The organism is Bradyrhizobium algeriense (genome assembly GCF_036924595.1).
GTDB classification, from domain to species: domain Bacteria; phylum Pseudomonadota; class Alphaproteobacteria; order Rhizobiales; family Xanthobacteraceae; genus Bradyrhizobium; species Bradyrhizobium algeriense.
In genome coordinates, this window is record NZ_JAZHRV010000001.1 from 3,651,868 (window position 1) to 3,671,151 (window position 19,284).

Consider the following 19,284-nt stretch of genomic DNA (forward strand, 5'->3'; position numbering starts at 1 on the left):
GCGCGATCAGGTCGACAGCGAATACCGTCTCGAGGGAAATAATGTCACCTTCTGCGAGCGATAGCGTAATCGCGCCGACACAACGAATTGAATTCGACGACCCGCATGCCAACATGCAGGAAGCCGAAGTCACACGCGTGCGCACGCTGCGAGGGGCGTGGCGCTGGGCGTTGGTGGTCGCGACCGCGGTCACCATCCTTTTGTGCATCAACCAGCAATTCTCGTTACGCTTCTTCCTCGGCTATACGCAGCTCAACACCGAGTATTTCTATCTGCTGATCGCGCTGATGCTGCCGTTCACGTTCCTGATCTTTCCGGGAGCCGAGAGTTCGCCGCTGGATCGAATTCCCTGGTACGACATCCTGCTGTTCGTCGTCACCTTCGCCTGCGCCATCCTCCTGATGCGCAGCGTCCGCAAGGCGGCAGAAGCCGGCTGGGAATTCGGCGGTGCGCCGACGCCCGTCATTGTCGCCGGCGTCATCATGTGGGCGGTGCTGATGGAGGCATTGCGGCGCACAGGCGGCTGGAGCCTGTTGCTGAGCGTGCTGCCGTTTACGGTTTATCCGCTGTTCGCCGACGCCACGTGGCTGGGACCGTTCCGCGGCACGCAATCGACGCTCGAACAGGCGACCTCCTATCACGTGCTGTCGGGCGAAAGCCTGCTCGGCATCCCGATCCAGGCCTTTGCCGACACCGTGATCGGCTTTCTGGTGTTCGGCACCGCGCTGATGATGACGGGCGCCGGCAAATTCTTCATCAACATCGCCTTTGCGCTGTGCGGCACCTTCCGCGGCGGCGCCGCGAAGGTCTGCATCTTCGCCTCCGGCCTGCTCGGCATGATGTCCGGATCGATTATCTCCAACGTGCTGACCGCGGGCACCATGACGATTCCGGTCATGAAGAAGAGCGGCTTTCGCGCCTCCTATGCCGCCGCGATCGAAGCCTGCGCGTCGACCGGCGCGGTGCTGGCACCGCCGGTGATGGGGGCGACCGCGTTCGTAATCGCGCAGTTCCTCAACGTCAGCTACGCCGACGTCGCGCTCGCCGCGATCATTCCGGCGGCGCTGTATTACATCGGCCTGTTCATGCAGGTGGATTCCTATGCCGCGCGCCACGGGCTGAAGGGCATTCCGCGGTCCGAGCTGCCGAAGGTCTGGGACACCATCAAGGAGGGCTGGTACTATATTTTCGTCATCGCGCTCCTGATCGTGATGCTGCTGTATTTCAAGCGCGAGAGCCACGCGCCGTTCTACGCGACGGCGCTGCTGCTGGTACTGAACCAGATATTCTCCAAGGATACGCGCTGGACGCCTGCGACTATCAGCAAGTTCCTCGAGGTCAACGGACGCACCTTCGTCGAGCTGGTCGGCATCCTGGCTGGCTGCGGGCTTCTGATCGGCGCGTTTTCAATGACCGGCGTGGTTTCCAGCCTCGCCAACGATCTGCTGCGGATCGCCGGCGACAATGCATTGCTGCTGCTCGTGATGTGCGCCTTCACCAGCCTCGTTCTCGGGCTTGGACTGACGACGACGGCCTGCTACATCTTTCTCGCCATCCTGGTGGCGCCCGCGCTGGAAAAACTCGGCCTCAACCGCATGGCCGTGCACATGTTCATCTTCTACTGGGGCATGCTGTCCTCGATCACGCCGCCAGTCGCCATCGCCTCCTTTGCCGCAGCCGGCATAGCCGGCTCGCCGGCGATGAAGACGGGATGGGAGTCGATGTGGGTCGGCAGCATCATCTATTTCATCCCGTTCTTCTTCGTGCTGAACCCGGCGCTGGTGCTGCAGGGACCAAGCCCGTATCTGGAGGGGCTCGGGCTGATGGCGCTGGCGGGTTTCGGCACACTGTTCATCTGCGGTGGCATCCAGGGCTATCAGGCGTTTGTCGGCGACCTAAGGGGTGCCGGCGCGCTGGAATGGCCGCTGCGGGTATTGCTCGTGATCGGTGGCTTCGTCATCGCCACGCCTGGCGGCGGTATCATGCCGCTCGCGCAATGGCAGGTCACCTCTCTTGGATTGGCGATCCTGATCCCGACCGTTCTCACCGCGCTGGTGCTGGTACGGCGGCAGACCTTGGCGCCGAGCCAGTTGCGCGCACCCTGATTGCGTTGCACAAGAGGAGGCGATGAAACAATCGCCTCCTCCGCTTAACGCCGGCCCCGCTGCCTGGACCAGCTCGAAACCGCCCTTGCTGCGGTTCCTGAACGCCTGCCACGCGGATTTCACGCCCGAGAGCAGCGGCGCGGTCGCCGATTACATCCCCGAACTCGGCAAGGCCGACCCTTCCCATTTCGGCATCAGCCTCGCCACCCTCGACGGCCATGTCTATGAGGTCGGCGACACCCAGATCCCCTTCACCATCCAGTCGATGTCGAAACCGTTCGTGTTCGCGCTGGCGCTGGATACGCTGGGTGCGGCGCGGGTCGAGAGCGTGATCGGCGTCGAACCGTCGGGCGATCCTTTCAACTCGATACGCCTCAACGCTGAAAACCATCCCTTCAACCCAATGGTCAATGCCGGCGCGATCGCCTGCTCCGGCCTGATCCACGAGGCCAAGGGCGACGCCGCATTCGACTATATCAGGCAGGCGCTGGGCCGGTTTGCCGGGCGCGATCTCGACGTCGACGACGCGGTCTATGCCTCCGAAAGCACCACCGGCGACCGCAACCGCGCGATCGGCTATTTGCTGCGCACCAATGCCGTGATCAAAGACAACGTGGCTGCCGTGCTGGAGGTGTATTTCCGGCAATGCGCCATCCTGGTGACGGCGCGCGATATCGCCGTGATGGCTGCGACGCTGGCCAACCGCGGCATCAATCCCGTGACCGGCGAACAGGTGCTGACGCCGTATGCCATCTCCCGCACGCTCTCCGTCATGACGAGCTCCGGCATGTATGATTACGCCGGGGAATGGATCTACCGGATCGGCATTCCCGCCAAGAGCGGCGTCGGCGGCGGCATCCTCGCGGCGCTGCCGGCGCGGCTCGGGCTCGGCAGCTATTCGCCGAAACTCGACAAGCACGGCAACAGCGTGCGCGGCATCAAGGTCTGCGAGGCGCTGTCATCCCATTACGACCTGCATATGCTCAACCGCAGCGACGACGCCCGAAACAGCATTATCGCCGACTACGACATCGGCAACAGCCCGTCGCGACGGGTGCGGCGTGCGCAGGAACAGAACATCCTCGCCGCGCATCACCAGGACGTTCGCGTGATCGAGCTGGTCGGGACGCTGTCGTTCTCCAATGTCGATTATGTCTCGCGCCAGCTCGCGGCCAAGCCGCGGCCGCAGCTCGTCATCTTCGACCTGCGCCGCGTCACGGCCATGACCCGCGCCGGCACCCGCCTGCTCGCCGAGGAATTCCGCGAACTCGCTGCCCACCACGTCACCGTGATCCTGTCCGGCATCAGACGGTCGTCGCCGGAATGGAAGATGATCGGGGAATGGACGGAAGGCCTCAGCAACATCCGCAACTACTATTTGCTCGATGCCGCGATCGAATGGGCGGAAGACCAGGTGGTCTATCGTTACGGCGGCGCGATCGATTTCTTCGAGGCGACCGAACTTTCCGAACAGGCGCTGCTGGCCGGACTGACGGACGAGGAACTGACCGATCTCGCCTCGCTCGCTTCGATCCGGACCTATCAGGCGAGCGAAAAGATCATCGCAGCCGGCGATCCTGCGACCTCGGTGTTCTTTCTGCGGAGCGGCGTGGTGCATGTCACCCTGCCCGACGGCATCCGCTTGGCGACGCTGACGGCGGGAATGCCGTTCGGCGAAATGGCGCTATTGGAGCCGCGCCGCTCGGCTGACGTCTTCGCCGACATGGCCGCGACGGCTTATGAAGTCCCGCTGCGCGATTTCGAACGTTTCCGAAAGCAGCATCCGCGCGCCGGCGAGCGCATCATGCGCAATCTTGCGCAATTACTGGCCGACCGCCTGATCCTCGCCAACGCCAAGGTGAATCTGCTGACACCGAGTTAGACTTGCTGCCAGGGGCCACATGGTTCGAGACGCACGGCGTTGCCGTACTCCTCACCATGAGGGTCAAAGAGCTGCATCCCGGTTTCGACACTGCCAGACCTCATCCTGAAGGAGCGGCCTCTTGGCCGCGTCTCGAAGGATGAAGCCACTGGTGGCGAGACGCTCCCTGCCTATCCCGCTTTGCCCCGCCCGTTCTTTTCGGCGGCACGCCGCAAGGCATCAGCCAGTGCACCGCCCTGCTCCTGCGCCTTGCGCGGCGCGGATGACGTCATCGACGCCTTGGAATACTCGCGCATCTTGTTTTCCGACAGCTTGGGGCCCTTCTCGCCCACTTCGTCGTCGAGCCGCAGCGTCAGTGCGATGCGCTTGCGGGCGACCTCGACCTCCAGCACCTTGACCTTGACGATGTCGCCCGGCTTCACCACCTCGCGCGGGTCCTTGATGAAGGTTTTCGACATCGCCGAGATGTGCACCAGCCCGTCCTGGTGCACGCCGATATCGACGAAGGCGCCGAACGCCGCGACGTTCGTCACCGTGCCTTCCAGGATCATGCCGCGCTTGAGGTCCTTGATCTCCTCGACACCCTCCTTGAACACCGCGGCCTTGAATGCCGGACGCGGGTCGCGGCCGGGCTTTTCCAGTTCGCGCAGGATGTCGGTCACCGTGGGCAGACCAAACGTGTCATCGACAAAGGCCTGCGGCTTCAACTGCCGCACGATCTCGGCATTGCCTATCAGCGCCTTGATGTCGCTCTTGGCTGCGGTGAGTATCCGCCGCACCACAGGATAAGCTTCCGGATGCACACCGGACGAATCGAGCGGGTCTTCACCGCCGTTGATGCGCAGGAATCCCGCGCATTGCTCGAACGCTTTCGGTCCCAGCCGCGGCACTTCCTTCAGCGCCTTTCGCGATTTGAACGGGCCATTGGCGTCGCGATGCTGCACGATGCTTTGCGCGAGCCCTGCGCCGATGCCCGACACCCGCGCCAGCAGCGGCGCGGAAGCCGTGTTGGCATCGACGCCGACGGCGTTGACGCAGTCTTCGACCACGGCATCGAGCGAGCGCGCCAATTTGGATTCGCCGAGGTCATGCTGGTACTGTCCGACGCCGATCGCCTTCGGGTCGATCTTGACGAGTTCGGCCAGCGGATCCTGCAGGCGCCGCGCGATCGACACCGCGCCGCGCAAGGTGACGTCGAGCTCCGGCAATTCCTCGGACGCGAAGGCCGAGGCGGAGTAGACCGACGCGCCCGCTTCGGACACCACGATCTTCGACATTTTCAGGTCCGGCAGCAGCTTGACCAGCTCGGTCGCCAGCTTGTCAGTCTCGCGCGAGGCGGTGCCGTTGCCGATCGCAATCAGGTCGACGCGGTGCGCGACCGCGAGCTTGCCCAGCGTCGCCAGTGCCGCATCCCATTGCCTTTGCGGCTCGTGCGGATAGACCGCGGTGGTCGCCACCACCTTCCCCGTCGCGTCGACGACGGCGACCTTGACGCCGGAGCGGTAACCAGGATCGAGCCCCATGGTGACGCGCGCGCCGGCCGGCGCCGCCAGCAGCAGGTCGCGCAAATTCGCGGCGAACACCCGCACGCCCTCGGTCTCCGCCGCCGTCCACAGCCGCATCCGCAGGTCGATGTTGAGATGCACCTGGATCTTGGTGCGCCAGGCCCAGCGCGCGGTCTCGATCAGCCAGCGGTCGCCCGGGCGGCCTTGATCGGTAATCGCAAAGCGCTGCATGATCTTCAGTTCATACGTGCTGGGGACGCCGGCCACCGGAACATTCGCCTCGGGCATCATCTGCAGCTCGAGGATTTCTTCTTTCTCACCCCGAAACAGCGCGAGAATGCGGTGCGACGGCAGCTTGTGGAGGGCGCCGTTGTAGTCGAAATAGTCCTTGAACTTCTCGCCCTCGGTCTTCTTGCCCTTGCGCACGGTGGATGTCATCACGCCGTTCGACCACATTTCTTCGCGCAAGCGCCCGATCAGATCGGCATCCTCGGCAAAGCGCTCCACCAGGATCGCCCGCGCGCCTTCGAGCGCCGCGGCGACATCAGCCACCTGCTTCTCGGCGTCGATGTAGCCGGCAGCCACGACCTGCGGATCGTTCTGCGGCTGCGTCAGCAACAGTTCGGACAATGGTTCGAGCCCGGCTTCCTTGGCGATCTCGGCCTTGGTGCGGCGCTTCGGCTTGAACGGCAGGTAGATGTCTTCCAGACGTCCCTTGCTGTCGGCCGCCATGATCGCCGCTTCCAGCGCGGCGTCGAGCTTACCCTGCTCGCGCACTGAATTGAGGATGGCCGTCCGGCGCTCTTCAAGCTCGCGCAGATAGGTCAGCCGCTCTTCCAGCGTGCGCAATTGCGCGTCGTCAAGCCCGCCGGTGATTTCCTTGCGATAGCGCGCCACGAACGGCACGGTGGCGCCGCCGTCGAGCAATTCGACTGTCGCGGAGATCTGCTGCTCGCGAACGCCGAGTTCTTCCGCGATCTGTCGATTGATATTTGCCACGGCCAAATCTTTCCCGAAACCAGGGCGGCAGGTGAATCACCCCCGCCGCCGGAGGCCGCTTATGGACCATCGCAGATTATTTCATCAAGGCGTTGCGGGAAACAAATTGATCTGTGGATGGCCTTAATCGAACAATTCAATATGTGCGAACAACCGGTTGCGATGACACAAGATAAAGGTGGATCGATGGCGTTGTAATGTGTAAACGGACGCTCCCTCCAGGAGCACCCATGTCAATCTGTGGCCTTGATTTCGGAACGTCGAACACGACGCTTGGCACCATCGAGGGCCATGCGCCGGTTCTGGTGGCCCTGGAGGCCACACAAACCACTATACCCAGTGCGATGTTCTATGAGGTGGACGGGGGCGTTCTGATCGGCCGCAAGGCCGTGGAAACCTATGTCGAAGGCGCGCCTGGCCGGCTGATGCGAAGCCTCAAGTCGGTGCTCGGCACCTCGCTGATCGACGAAACCACCCGGCTCGGACGCGCACGGGTCAGCTTTCGCGACGTGATCGCCTATTACCTCGGTGCGGTCAAACGCCGCGCGGAACAAGCCACGGCGCGCGAACTGCGCGAGGTAGTTCACGGCCGGCCGGTGCACTTCGTCGACAACGCGCCGGACGCCGATCGCAAGGCGGAGGACACCCTGCGGACGATTGCGCAGGGGATCGGCTTTGACGAGGTCACGTTTCAGTTCGAACCGATCGCCGCGGCGCTGGACTATGAGCGACAGATCACATCCGAGGAAGTCGCACTCATCGCCGATATCGGCGGCGGCACCTCCGACTTCTCGATCGTGCGTCTGGGGCCCGAGCGCCACGGCAAGGTCGATCGCGCGGCCGATATCCTCGCCAATGACGGCGTGCGCATCGGCGGCACCGATTTCGACCGTCAGCTCAGCCTCGGCGTGATCATGCCGCTGTTCGGATTCCGCAGCGCCATGAAGCGTCCCGGGCTTGACGTGCCGTCGAGCTATTTCCACGACCTCGCGACCTGGTCGAGCATCAACCGCATGTACGATCCGCGCGTGATGGCCGATATCCGCCAGGTGCGGCAGGAGGCCAGCGAGCCGGAACTTCTCGACCGGCTGATACGCGTGGTGCACGAACAGCGCGGCCATACGCTGGCGATGGAAGTCGAAGAGGCCAAGATCGCCCTGTCCGAGCAGCGCCGGGCGGACATCCCGCTGGAGTGGGTTACCCCCGGCCTTGGCGCTGATATCAGCCGCCCCGATCTCGTCAGCCATACAAAACAGCTGGCCGATCGCATCGCGGCGCGGATCAACAACTGCCTTATCCAGGCAGGCCTGGCCGCCGGCGATATCGACTCGGTGTTCCTGACCGGCGGCTCGGTAAAACTCGCCCACGTTCGCAATACGATCGTCAAAGCCGTGCCATCGGCCCGCATCGTCGAGGGCGACATCTTCGGCGCCGTCGGCAAGGGATTGACGCTGGAGGCGCTGCGACGATACGGGCCCGCGAACTGAGATTCGTCGTTCGCGGAACAGCCGCCGATCAGCCGACCACTTCCGTCACCGGCTGCAGATCGATGGCAAACGTTTCCAGAAACTTCGACGTCATGATGTAGAAGCCGACCGAGAGCTGCAGTTCGACGAGCGCGGCCGCCGTCAGTTTCGAGGCAATCGCGTTGAAGGTCGCGTCCGTTGGTTTGTGACGCCGGACGATTTCATCGGTAAAGGCGAGCGCCGCGCGTTGTACGTCGTTGAAGCAGGTCGCCGCTTCCCAGTTCTCCAGCGCCTCGTTCTGCTCGTCGGTGACGCCGACGTTCTTGCCGATCCGCTTGTGGGCGACGATTTCATAAGGTGCCTCGCACAGGATGCCGGTGCGGGTGATGGCGAGCTCGCGCACGATCGGGTCCAGCTCTCCCTTGTGCCTGATGGCCCCACCCAGCCGGCAGTATTGTTCGAGGTAGCTCGGCGAATGTGCCATCATACGAAAGATGTTGGCATTGCGGTTTTTGCCCAGCAATTCGCGGGTGCGCTCGTTGTGCTTGGCGGGATCGCTGTATTCGACGCGGGCCATTGATCACCTTGGGGTTTGGGGATTTTCTGATTTGTTGACAGAGGGATCATGCACCGCAGCAGGAGGCCGATCAACCGCCGAAATGCTGCCGACGCAGGTTCGGGCCTGCGTCCAAGCCATTCGAGCCGCGCCAAAAAACTCCCTCTCTCGTGCACAAACCGGCTACGAGCGAGCCAAATTGCCGCCTCAATGCTAGTCGATTCTCAGGACTGTCGATATTCGCTGAGTGGGGACTCAAAAGAGCGAATACTCGTCGCGGGGTGTTCCGAGTAAAACCAAACTGAGCCATCAAGCCTTCGCGGGCATTGATGACTCATGCCCAAGTCTAGGGAGTTAGGCATGAAGGAAGCCACCAAAAAGGCGGCCTCGGAAGCGCTTGCGCAGATGATGGCGGTAACAGCAATGCTCGTTATCGCCAGCGTCGTGTTCTACTGGCATTGAATGTTGACGCGTCGAAGCACTCAGATTTTCACCTGTTCCGCGTAGTTCTGGGTTGCTTCGTAGCGTGAGCATTGATGCCTGACATTCACCTCGTCTTCTCGAAATACGGGACCAGCCTTCCAGCAAACGGCCGATAGCTTGCGGTGACGTTGTCACCGATCGCCAGATCGTTGTCGCCGTGGGCCATCATGCGAAAGCCCTCCGCCGCATCGACCAGCACGATATTGTAGGGAACATGCGCGCGCGTCTCCGGCGTCGCGGCGCGGCACACCAGCGACGTCGCATAGACCGTCGCGGTTCCACCGGCACGCTTCTCCACCGGATCCGGCGCACCGCAGGCGGCGCAGAAACGGCGGTGGAAATATTGCACGTTCCCGCACGCACCGCAGGATTGATAGACGATGGCCTCGGCGCCCTTGGTCCAGTCCGCCAGTTTGTCGCTCATCGCACCCGCTCCAGGAACATGCTGACATGCGACGACAGCACGCCGCCATCGCCGTGCAAGAGCGCGATCGAGGCATCGCGGACCTGCCGGGAACCGGCACGTTCCGTCATCTGCAGATGCGTCTCGACCAGATGCGCCATCGCGCCACCGACGCCGCAATGCCCGTAGCTCAACAGCCCGCCATGGGTGTTGAGCGGTAGCGCGCCGTCGCGGCCGAAATGCCCTGCCCGCACCCGCGCCGCCGCTTCGCCGCGCCCGGCAAGGCCGAGGTCTTCCAGCAGCATAGCGAGCGTGATGGTGAAGCTGTCATAGACCGCGGCATAACGCACATCCGATATCGCGACGCCGGAAGCGGCCTCTGCCTTGGCGACCGCGATCTCGGCGCCGAGTTCGCTCAAACGCGGCGCTGCCGTGACATGCTGATGGGTATGCGCCTGCGCACAGCCGCGCACGCGAATGCCGGTCGCGGAGGTCGGCTCGCGGCTGACCACGAACGCCGCGCCGCCGTCGGACACCGGGCAGCAATCCAAGAGCTTGAGCGGCATCGCCACCGGCTTTGAGGCCATCACGTCGGCGACGGTGATCGGCTCGTGGAACTGCGCGCCAGGATGGGTCACAGCGTGGGCGCGCATCAGCACCGCGAATTCGGCGAGGTCTTCCTGGGTGACGCCATACTCGTGCATGTAGCGCGACGCCACGAGGCCGTAATAGGCGGGGATCGTCGGCCCCAGGGTCACCTCGTAATCGGCATGGCCGACCTGTGCCAGCGCCTGGATCGAGGCATCGCGGCTCTGCCCGGTGAGACGATTTTCGCCGCCGACCACCAGCACGTGTTTTGCCACGCCGGCGTCGACCAGATGGTGCGCCAGCATGGTCATGGCGAGACCTGTGGCGCCGCCGACCTGCACCGCATGCGCATAGGATGGTTGAATGCCAAAGTGCTCGGCGAACACGGTGGCCAGCATAATGTGTGGCGACACCGTCGAATAGCCGCAGAGAATGCCGTCGATCTCGGATCGCTTCAGCCCGGCATCCGCAATGGCAAACACGGCCGCCTTGCTCATCAGATCGAGCGAGGACGAGCCTTCGTGCTTGCCGTAGGACGTCAGCCCGACGCCGGTGATGAAGCTCATGGCAGTGCCGCCTTAATACGACTTCGGCAAACCCAGCACCTTCTCGGCAATGAAGCTAAGAATGAGCTGCGGACTGATCGGCGCAATCCGCGGGATCAGGGATTCCCGCAGGTAACGCTCGACGTGATATTCCTTGGCGTAACCGAAGCCGCCGTGCGTCATGACCGCCTGCTCGCAGGCGTGGAAGCCGGCTTCGGCGGCAAGATATTTCGCGGCATTGGCGGCCGGGCCGCATGGCATGCCCTGGTCGTATTGCCAGCCTGCACGCAGCACCATCATCCACGCGGCTTCCAGCTCCATCCAGTTCTTCGCCAGCGGGTGCTGGATACCTTGATTCATACCGATCGGGCGATTGAACACGATGCGGTTCTTGGCGTAGGCCGCGGCGCGCGACAGCGCGATCTGGCCCAAGCCCACCGCTTCCGCCGCAATCAGGATGCGCTCGGGATTCATGCCGTGCAGGATATATTCGAAGCCACGGCCCTCTTCGCCCAGGCGATCTTCTGCCGGTATCTCGAAATTCTCGAAAAACAGTTCATTCGAGTCGACGGGCTTGCGGCCCATCTTCTCGATCTCGTGCACCGTAACGCGCTTCTTGTCGAAGTCGGTGTAGAACAGGCTCAAGCCCTGCGTCGGCGTCTTCACCTCTTCCAGCGGCGTGGTGCGCGCCAGCAGCAGGATCTTGTTGGCGACCTGGGCGGTGGAAATCCAGACCTTCTGGCCGTTGACGATATATTTGTCGCCCTTGCGCACCGCGCGGGTTTTCAACTGCGTGGTGTTCAGCCCGGTATTGGGCTCCGTCACCGCAAAGCAGGACTTGTCGCGGCCGTCGATGATCGGCGGCAGCATGCGGGCGCACTGTTCCTTGGTGCCAAAGACGACAACGGGATTAAGCCCGAACACGTTCATATGCACGGCAGAAGCGCCGGACATGCCCGCGCCGGATTCCGAAATCGTCCGCATCATGATCGCGGCGTCGGTGATGCCGAGCCCTGACCCGCCATATTCCTCGGGGATACAGATGCCGAGCCAGCCGGCATCCGCCAGCGCGCGGTGGAAGTCGGCTGGGTAACCGCCCTCCTTGTCCTTCTTCAGCCAATAGGCATCGTCAAATCGCGAACAGACTTTTGCGACCGCGTCGCGGATCGATTCCTGATTGGCCGACAGCGCGAAATCCATCTATCTGTCCTTACGTGTTTGACGCGGTCCTGGTGACGCCATCGCGCACCAGGGCTGCGATCTCATCCGGCGAAAAACCGGCGTCGCGGAGGACTTCCGCGCTGTGCTCGCTCAGGCGGGGCGCCAGCCGCCTGGTCTCAACCGGCGTTTCGGAAAATCGCGCCGAAGGTCGCATGTTGCGAATGCGGCCCTCGGTCGGATGATCGACGACCGGGAAGAAATCGGTCGCAACGATGTGGGGATCGCCGAGCAGGCTTTCGAGGTCGTGCATCGGCATGACCGGCACGTCGGCCTTCTCGAGGATAGCGGTCCACTCGGCGGTGGTCTTGGTCTCGAGGATGCGCGCCAGTTCGGCATAAACCGCGTCGATATTGACGGCGCGGCCGGCGAAGGTTGCAAATTTCGGGTGGACGCGAAGATCGTCACGCCCCGTTGCGTCGAAGAAATTCTGCCACTGCTTGTCGTTGTAGACGATCACGCAGATATAGCCGTCCGAGGTCTTGTAAGGCCGCCGGTCCGGCGACAGGTGACGGGCATAGCCGCCCTTGTCGAGCGGCGGCTCATAGGTGAGACCGCCCATGTGATCGCCCATCACGAAACCGGCCATGGTTTCGAACATCGGGATATCGACACGCTGGCCGCGGCCGGTACGCTCGCGGTCGACGAGGCTGGCGCAGATCGCGCCTACCGCCGTTAGCCCGACAATGCGATCGACCAGCGCATTCGGGACATAGCGCGGCACGCCGTCGGCGGTCTGCGCCATCAGCGCCGGCAACGCCGTCGCGCCCTGGATCAGATCGTCATAGGCCGGCTTTGCCGCATAGGGCCCATCCTGGCCGAAGCCGAACACGCCGGCATAGACCAGGCGCGGATTGATTTCAGACACCACGTCGTAACCGAGATTCAGCCGCGCCATCGCCTGCGGGCGCACATTATAGACCAGCACGTCGGCGGATTTGATCAGCCGCAGCACGGCGTCGCGCCCGGCGGGCTTCTTCAAATCGAGACAAATTGAGCGCTTGTTGCGATTGGTGTTGAGGAACACCGGCCCCATGCCGGGATGGCGGGTCGGACCGATTTGCCGCGTCACGTCGCCATCGAGCGATTCCACCTTGACGACGTCGGCGCCGTAATCGCCGAGCATCTGGGTCGCATAGGGCCCCATCAGCACGGTCGTCATGTCGATGACCTTGATGCCTTCCAATGGTCCCATGGCTCAATTCGCTCCCGGATTGTCGTTCCGGTCAAGTAACGGCAGCGGATTGGGAAGATCAAGCGCGCCCGGCGTATGGGCGTATGCGCTGGAAAACAATAGTCTAGCTGGTGTCGTCCCTGCCTGGTGCGCAATTGCGCACGGACGCAGGGACAACGATAGAGCGGTGTTGGCGGCTATTTCTTCGATCTGGCGTCGCGCTCCCGGGTCAGGCGCTCCAGCTCTTCATTCTGCTGGCTGAGGCGGTCGGCGATACGCGCTTCGTTCCGTTCGCCGGAGGCGGCGGCAGCCTGTTCGATCAACTGCCGGATGTTGTCTTCCAGAATCCTGATCCGGTTATTCAGTTCTGCCGATGACAACGAACTTTCGTTGCTCATGATGCACGCTCCGGAAGTTGTAGGGTGGCGAAGCGAAACGTGCCCACCTCCCTCATCGCGCGGCACTAATGGTGGGCACTGCGCTAGCGCGCCTTTGCCCACCCTACGATAGCACGTTTCTCGGCTACTTCGCAGGCTCCAGCACGGAGACGTAGTTGGCCACCGCCGCGCCGCCCATATTGAAGATGCCGGCGAGCCTGGGGTTCTTGAGCTGCATACCCTCGGGCGCTTGGCCGACGAGCTGCATCGCGCTCATCACGTGCATGGAGACGCCGGTGGCGCCGATCGGATGGCCCTTGGCCTTCAACCCGCCGGACGGATTGACCGGCAGCTTGCCGTCCTTCTGGGTCCAGCCTTCCTTGATGGCGCGGGCGCCCTGCCCGCGCGGCGTCAGGCCCATCGCTTCATATTCGATCAGCTCGGCGACGGTGAAGCAGTCATGGGTTTCGACAAAGGAGAGGTCGGAGAGCTGCACCCCGGCCTGCGCCAGCGCGCGCTGCCAGGCAACGGTGCAGCCTTCGAACTGCAGGATGTCGCGCTTGGACATCGGCAGGAAATCCTGCGCGTGCGCGGTGGCGCGGAAGTTCACCGCCTTGCCCATGGTCTTTGCGGTTTCCAAATCCGTCAGTACCAGCGCCGCCGCGCCGTCGGACACCAGCGAACAGTCGGTGCGCTTCAGGGGACCTGCGACGTACGGGTTCTTCTCGCTCTCGGCGCGGCAGAATTCAAAGCCAAAATCCTTGCGCAGCTGCGCATAGGGGTTGGCGACGCCGTTCTTGTGGTTCTTGGCCGCGATCATCGCCAGCGCGTCCGACTGGTCGCCATATTTCTGGAAATAGCTTTGCGCGATCTTGCCGAACACGCCGGCAAAGCCGCCGACGGTGTCGCCATCCTCAGGCAAATAGGACGCCTTCAGGAGGTAGCGCCCGATATCGGCCGAGGGGGTCCGCGTCATCTGCTCGACGCCGACCACCAGCACGATCCTGGCCGCGCCCGCAGCGATCGCCCGGATGCCCTGATGTACCGCCGCCGAACCGGTGGCGCAGGCGTTTTCGACCCGCGTGGTCGGCTTGAAGCGCAATTTGGGGTCGGCCTGCAGCACCAGCGAGGCCGTAAAATCCTGCGGCGAGAAGCCGGCATTGAAATGCCCGAGCACGATCTCGTCGACGTCTTCGGCTGAAATGCCGGCATCCGCCAGCGCATCGGTCGCAACCTTCACCACGAGGCTCTCGACGGTTTCCGCGTCGAACTTGCCGAATGGCGTGTGCGCCCATCCGACGATGCTGGCAGTCATGGTCGTTCTCCCTGTTTCGGTTCTGAAGCCTTTGTACCCTATTGGGAAAAAGACTTCACGCCGGTTTCAGGGATTTCAGGGCCCGCGTGCACATGGCGGTTATGCCGGCCCAGTTGCCGGACCGGATATCGGCGGCCGGGCAGAGCCAGGAACCACCCACCGCCACCACATTCGGCTCGGCCAGCCAGGACGCTGCATTGGCTTCCCCGATGCCGCCGGTCGGGCAGACCCTGATATTCGGAAACGGCCCGGCCAGCGCCCGAAGTGCCTTGATACCGCCGGCCTGCTCGGCGGGAAAGAATTTCACGAGATCGAAGCCGGACGCCAGCGCCTGCATCAGCTCGGAGGCGGTCGCGATCCCCGGCGCGAACGGCAGGTCGCTTGCGGCGGCGGCCTTCAAGAGCTCAGGCGTCGCGCCGGGGCTGATGCCGAATTTGGCGCCGAGCGCCCTCGCCCTCGCCAGATCGTCGGCGTTCAGGATCGTGCCGATGCCGACAATGGCTTCCGGCACCTCCGCGATCATGGCCTTGGCGGCCTCGACAGCCACCGTCGTCCGCAGGGTGACTTCCAGCACGCGCACACCACCTGCAACCAGCGCGCGGGCCAGCGGCACGGCATCTTCCAGCCGTTCGATGGTGAGGACGGGGATCACCGTGGCGGACTTGAAGATGGCGGCGAGTTGTTCCTGCCTGGTGGCTGCGGTCATGGCGGTGCCTTGCGAGAATTGACGTGGTTCGAGACGAGGCCGGACGGCATCGCCGCGCGCGGGATGATCGCCCCGGGGTGACATACCACAACGCCGGCCAGACGATGCCCCGCCCGCGCGGCTTCTAGCGGATCCGCGCCCACGAGGCGCGCGGCCACGTAGGCGGCAGCGAAGCTGTCGCCGGCTGCCGTGGTATCGACGACCGGCGCCTCCACCGGCCTGGCCTTGATCGGATAAGAAACGCCTCCCAGACGCAGGATGCTCGCCGGCTCAGAAAGCTTCAACACCACCTCGGCGCCTGGAACCCGCGCCAGCAAGGCTTCGTTGGTTACGTCCGGATAGAGCGGCAGCAGATCGTCGGTGGAAGCCAGCACGATATCGGCCGTGGCGAAGGCCTCCCGAAAAACGGCGCGCGCAACGTCGAGATCGGGCCAGCCACGGGCACGGAAGTTGGTATCGAAAGCGAAACGTGCGCCATTTTCGCGCGCCCGTCTCAGCGCCTCGAACAGACGCGCCCTTCCCTCCGCGCCATACAGTGAGAGTGTGATCGCCGAGAGATAGACCACGTCATAGCCAGCGAGCGCATCGAGGATCTCCGGCGTCTCCGGCAAATCCATCAGGCTGCGCGCCGCCGCGCTGTCGCGCCAGTGGAAGAACCGCCGCTCACCCTTGGCGTCGGTCTGGATCATGTAGAGACCCGGAAGCTTGCCCGGCAGCCGCACTACCCGCCTGGTCCCGATCCCCTCCGCCGCCCAGCCGGCGACCATTTCCTCGCTAAGGCTGTCGTCGCCAAGTGCGGTGATGTAATCGGCGCCGACGCCGAGCCGGGCGAGATAGACGGCGGTATTGAGCGTGTCGCCGCCATAGCCGCGCGAGAACAGGCCGCCGTCCGCCTGCTTCAACTCGACCATGCACTCGCCGATGCAGGCTACCTTGCTCATGACCGCATCCATGCGAATGAGCGCGAGATCACCTCACACCGCGAATTTGCCGCCGAGTTCATCCTCGATGTGGATCCGGATGATGTCGTCAAACGTCTTCTCGGCGGTGGTGAAGCCGAGCTTGAGCGCGCGGTCGGCGACGAAGTCGCGCGGCCAGCCAGAGACGATGCCGATGATGGTCGGATCGGGTACCCGCTTGATGCGCGCGGTGACGTTCTTACCGGCGACGCGATCCAGTGCTGCGATCTGTTCGCCGACGGTCACCGACATGCCGGGCATGCTCAGGTTACGCCGCGGCCCCATCGCATCGAGGTCCATGGTGCCGGCGTGGACCAGAAAGCCGACCGCCGATTTCGGCGAGGCGTGCCAGTGCCGCACGTCCTCGGAGACCGGCAGCACGGCCTCCTCGCCCGCCAGCGGCTCGCGGATGATGTTGGAGAAGAAGCCGGAAGCGGCCTTGTTCGGCTTGCCCGGCCGCACGCAGATCGTGGGCAGTCGGATCGAGATGCCGTCGAGCAGGCCCTTGCGGGTGTAGTCGTTGATCAGGAGTTCGCAGATCGACTTTTGCGTGCCGTAGCTCGTCAGCGGCGTATGGAAGAATTCGTCACCGATCTTTTCCGGGAACGGCGCGCCGAACACCGCGATCGAGGACGTGAACACCAGCCGCGGCTTGTAGCCGCCGCCGGCGTGGCGGATGGCGTCGATCAGATAGCGCGTGCCGTCAAGATTGATCCGGTAGCCCTTGTCGAATTCCGCTTCGGCTTCGCCGGAGACGATCGCGGCGAGATGAAAGATCACATCGGGCCGATCGGCGATCAGCGGTTCCGCCGCGCCGGGATCGGCAAAATCGGAAGCGACGACTTGAATCGGGATCGAGGCGTTGGCGGGCTTGGCGGGCGCCACCACGTCCTGCAACGTCATGCGGGTGATGTCGTGCGTGCCGAGGCGGCCGTCACGCAGCAGCCGCTCGGTCAGCTTGCGGCCCACCATGCCGGCGGCACCAAGAATTAGAATGTGCAAGACCCGTCTCCTTTTTGAACCCTGTTATCAGATACGGGCCTCAAGCGCTCACTCTTTCACGGCTCCCGTCATGGCCGACACATAATGCTCGACGAAGAACGCGTAAAGGATGACCAGCGGCAGCGAGCCGGCCAGCGCGCCCGCCATCAGCGAGCCCCATCGATAGATATCACCGTCGACGAATTCGTTGACGATCGCGACCGGCACCGTCTTGTTGGAGGTCGATTGCAGGAAGGTGAGCGCATAGATGAACTCGTTCCAGCACAGCGTGAAGCAGAAGATGAACGCCGAAATCAGGCCGGGGATCGCCAGCGGCAGCACGATCTTGATCAGGATCTGCCAGCGGCTGGCGCCGTCGATCAGCGCGCATTCTTCCAGCTCGAACGGGATGGTCTTGAAGTAACCCATCAACAGCCAGGTCGAGAACGGGATCAGGATGGTCGGATAAGTCAGGATCAGCGCCATCGGCGAGTCGAACAGCCCATACTGGAACACGACGGTGGCGAGCGGAATAAACAGGATCGACGGCGGCACCAGATAGGCCAGGAAGATCAGACCGCCGACCAGATTGGCGCCCTTGTAGCGCAGGCGCACGATGGCATAGGCCGCAAGCACGCTGGCGATAATCGAGAGGATGGTGGCGCAAACCGCGACATACATCGTGTTCCAGAGCCACATCGGATAGTGGCTTTCGAACAGGAGCTTGTAAAAGTGCTTGAGGGTCGGATTCCAGGTCCAGAACGGGTTGAACTTGTCGAGGTCGAGCAGTTGCTCGTCCGGTTTGATCGCCGTCAGCCCCATCCAGTAGAACGGGAACAGCAGGACGATCACGATAATCGACAGCGGCAGATAGAGCGTCACCAGCCGGCGCGGCACCGACTGCAAATAGCTCATGCCCTCGCTGTGGTCGTCCATCGCAACTGTCGGCGCCGAGCTATGCAGCACGGCCTTGAGATCGATCCGCGAGGTGGGGAGATCAGTCATTGCTTTCTCCTTGCTGCCACTTGCGGCGTTGCAGCCCGAACCAGGAGACCATGATCGCGGCGAGCAGGAACGGGATCATTGCGCTCGAGATCGCCGCTCCCTCGCCCAACTGACCGGCGATGATCGCGCGCTGGTACGACAAGGTCGCCATCAGATGGGTGGCATTGACCGGGCCGCCCCGCGTCATCGCCCAGATCAGCTGGAAGTCGGTGAAGGTGAACAGCACCGAGAAGGTCATCACGACAGCGATGATCGGAGTCAGCAGCGGATAGGTGATGAACCGGAATCGTTGCCAGCTGGTCGCGCCATCGAGGATCGCCGCCTCGTAAAGCGATGGCGACACCGTCTGCAGGCCCGCCAGCAGCGTGATCGCGACAAAGGGAACGCCGCGCCAGATATTGGCGAAGATCACGCAGATCCGGGCCCAGGTGGTATCGCCGAGAAAATTGATGTTCTGCGTGATCAGGCCCATCTGCTTCAAGGACCACGAGATGATCGAGAATTGCGAATCGAATATCCACCAGAACGCCAGCGCCGACAGCACGGTCGGTACGATGAAGGGGATCAGCACCAGCGCGCGCAGCATCGCCTTGAATGGCATGTTCTCGTTTAGCAGCAGCGCCAGATAGAGTCCGATGCCGAATTTGATGGCGCTTGCGACGAACGTGTACAAAAGCGTGTTGAACACCGACAGCCAGAAGATGGCGTCATCCCACAGCCACTCGTAGTTTTCGGTCCCGACATATGCCCCGACGCGACCGATGCGGGTGTCGGTGAACGAAAGCCAGATGCCGAGGCCCAGCGGATAGGCCAGGAAGAAGATCAGGAACGCCAGCGCCGGCACCATGAACCAGAAGCCCAGCCAGTTGCGGTTGTGCTTGAGCTGGTCCCACGCGTTGGCCTCGCGGATCTCCGTCTTGGCGCGTCGTGGCGCGATTGCGATGTCAGCCATGGGCGATGTCCCGATTGAAAATGAATGGAGCGGACGGCGGTCACCCGCCATCCGCTCCAGTTCTT

The 19,284-nt window shown here is 63.2% G+C and carries 16 protein-coding genes; 3 read left to right on the top strand and 13 right to left on the bottom strand.

Annotation, left to right across the window (positions count from 1 at the left end; translation table 11 throughout):
- Positions 1 to 41: 41 nt before the first annotated feature.
- Positions 42 to 2,105: a TRAP transporter permease gene (locus tag V1286_RS18035; RefSeq protein ID WP_334481407.1), complete on the top strand. Its 2,064-nt coding sequence runs from the start codon at positions 42 to 44 to the stop codon at positions 2,103 to 2,105.
- Between the two features lie 22 nt (positions 2,106 to 2,127).
- Complete coding sequence (gene glsA, locus V1286_RS18040; protein WP_334481409.1) at positions 2,128 to 3,987, top strand: glutaminase A; 1,860 nt, start codon at positions 2,128 to 2,130, stop codon at positions 3,985 to 3,987.
- 170 nt (positions 3,988 to 4,157) lie between these two features.
- On the opposite strand, the gene V1286_RS18045 is transcribed toward glsA, so the two are convergent.
- Positions 4,158 to 6,491, bottom strand: coding sequence for a Tex family protein (locus V1286_RS18045; RefSeq protein WP_334481410.1), 2,334 nt, complete (start codon positions 6,489 to 6,491; stop codon positions 4,158 to 4,160).
- A 230-nt stretch (positions 6,492 to 6,721) separates the two neighbouring features.
- Between V1286_RS18045 and V1286_RS18050 the strand changes: the two genes are divergently transcribed.
- Positions 6,722 to 7,978: an Hsp70 family protein gene (locus V1286_RS18050; protein WP_334481411.1), complete on the top strand. Its 1,257-nt coding sequence runs from the start codon at positions 6,722 to 6,724 to the stop codon at positions 7,976 to 7,978.
- A 28-nt stretch (positions 7,979 to 8,006) separates the two neighbouring features.
- Here the strand turns inward: V1286_RS18050 and V1286_RS18055 are convergent, their stop codons facing one another.
- The 12 genes from V1286_RS18055 to V1286_RS18110 all read right to left on the bottom strand — a co-directional run bounded on the left by V1286_RS18055 (position 8,007) and on the right by V1286_RS18110 (position 19,219).
- The gene (locus V1286_RS18055; protein ID WP_334481413.1) at positions 8,007 to 8,534 is read right to left on the bottom strand and encodes a carboxymuconolactone decarboxylase family protein; all 528 of its coding nucleotides are present in this window, start codon (positions 8,532 to 8,534) and stop codon (positions 8,007 to 8,009) included.
- Between the two features lie 526 nt (positions 8,535 to 9,060).
- A complete protein-coding gene (locus V1286_RS18060) occupies positions 9,061 to 9,420 on the bottom strand; it encodes a Zn-ribbon domain-containing OB-fold protein (protein ID WP_334481415.1) in 360 nt (119 codons plus the stop codon).
- Positions 9,417 to 10,553, bottom strand: coding sequence for a thiolase family protein (locus V1286_RS18065; protein WP_334481416.1), 1,137 nt, complete (start codon positions 10,551 to 10,553; stop codon positions 9,417 to 9,419). Before V1286_RS18065 ends, V1286_RS18060 begins: the two co-directional genes overlap by 4 nt.
- A gap of 12 nt (positions 10,554 to 10,565) precedes the next feature.
- Positions 10,566 to 11,732 (bottom strand): acyl-CoA dehydrogenase family protein, encoded by a 1,167-nt coding sequence (locus V1286_RS18070; RefSeq protein WP_334481417.1) that lies wholly within the window; start codon positions 11,730 to 11,732, stop codon positions 10,566 to 10,568.
- 10 nt (positions 11,733 to 11,742) lie between these two features.
- Entirely contained in the window at positions 11,743 to 12,945 is a 1,203-nt protein-coding gene (locus V1286_RS18075) for a CaiB/BaiF CoA transferase family protein (protein WP_334481419.1), read from the bottom strand.
- A gap of 176 nt (positions 12,946 to 13,121) precedes the next feature.
- The gene (locus V1286_RS18080; protein WP_334481421.1) at positions 13,122 to 13,322 is read right to left on the bottom strand and encodes a hypothetical protein; all 201 of its coding nucleotides are present in this window, start codon (positions 13,320 to 13,322) and stop codon (positions 13,122 to 13,124) included.
- A 124-nt stretch (positions 13,323 to 13,446) separates the two neighbouring features.
- Positions 13,447 to 14,616: an acetyl-CoA acetyltransferase gene (locus V1286_RS18085; protein WP_334481423.1), complete on the bottom strand. Its 1,170-nt coding sequence runs from the start codon at positions 14,614 to 14,616 to the stop codon at positions 13,447 to 13,449.
- A 55-nt stretch (positions 14,617 to 14,671) separates the two neighbouring features.
- On the bottom strand, positions 14,672 to 15,322 hold the full coding sequence (gene eda / locus V1286_RS18090; RefSeq protein ID WP_334481424.1) for a bifunctional 4-hydroxy-2-oxoglutarate aldolase/2-dehydro-3-deoxy-phosphogluconate aldolase: 651 nt from the start codon (positions 15,320 to 15,322) through the stop codon (positions 14,672 to 14,674).
- Entirely contained in the window at positions 15,319 to 16,263 is a 945-nt protein-coding gene (locus tag V1286_RS18095) for a sugar kinase (RefSeq protein WP_334481426.1), read from the bottom strand. The genes eda and V1286_RS18095 overlap by 4 nt, the downstream gene beginning before the upstream one ends.
- A 33-nt stretch (positions 16,264 to 16,296) precedes the next feature.
- Complete coding sequence (gene denD, locus V1286_RS18100) at positions 16,297 to 17,283, bottom strand: D-erythronate dehydrogenase (RefSeq protein WP_334481428.1); 987 nt, start codon at positions 17,281 to 17,283, stop codon at positions 16,297 to 16,299.
- A 48-nt stretch (positions 17,284 to 17,331) separates the two neighbouring features.
- Positions 17,332 to 18,267, bottom strand: coding sequence for a carbohydrate ABC transporter permease (locus V1286_RS18105; RefSeq protein WP_108513661.1), 936 nt, complete (start codon positions 18,265 to 18,267; stop codon positions 17,332 to 17,334).
- The gene (locus V1286_RS18110; RefSeq protein WP_334481433.1) at positions 18,260 to 19,219 is read right to left on the bottom strand and encodes a carbohydrate ABC transporter permease; all 960 of its coding nucleotides are present in this window, start codon (positions 19,217 to 19,219) and stop codon (positions 18,260 to 18,262) included. The genes V1286_RS18105 and V1286_RS18110 overlap by 8 nt, the downstream gene beginning before the upstream one ends.
- Positions 19,220 to 19,284: the final 65 nt, after the last annotated feature.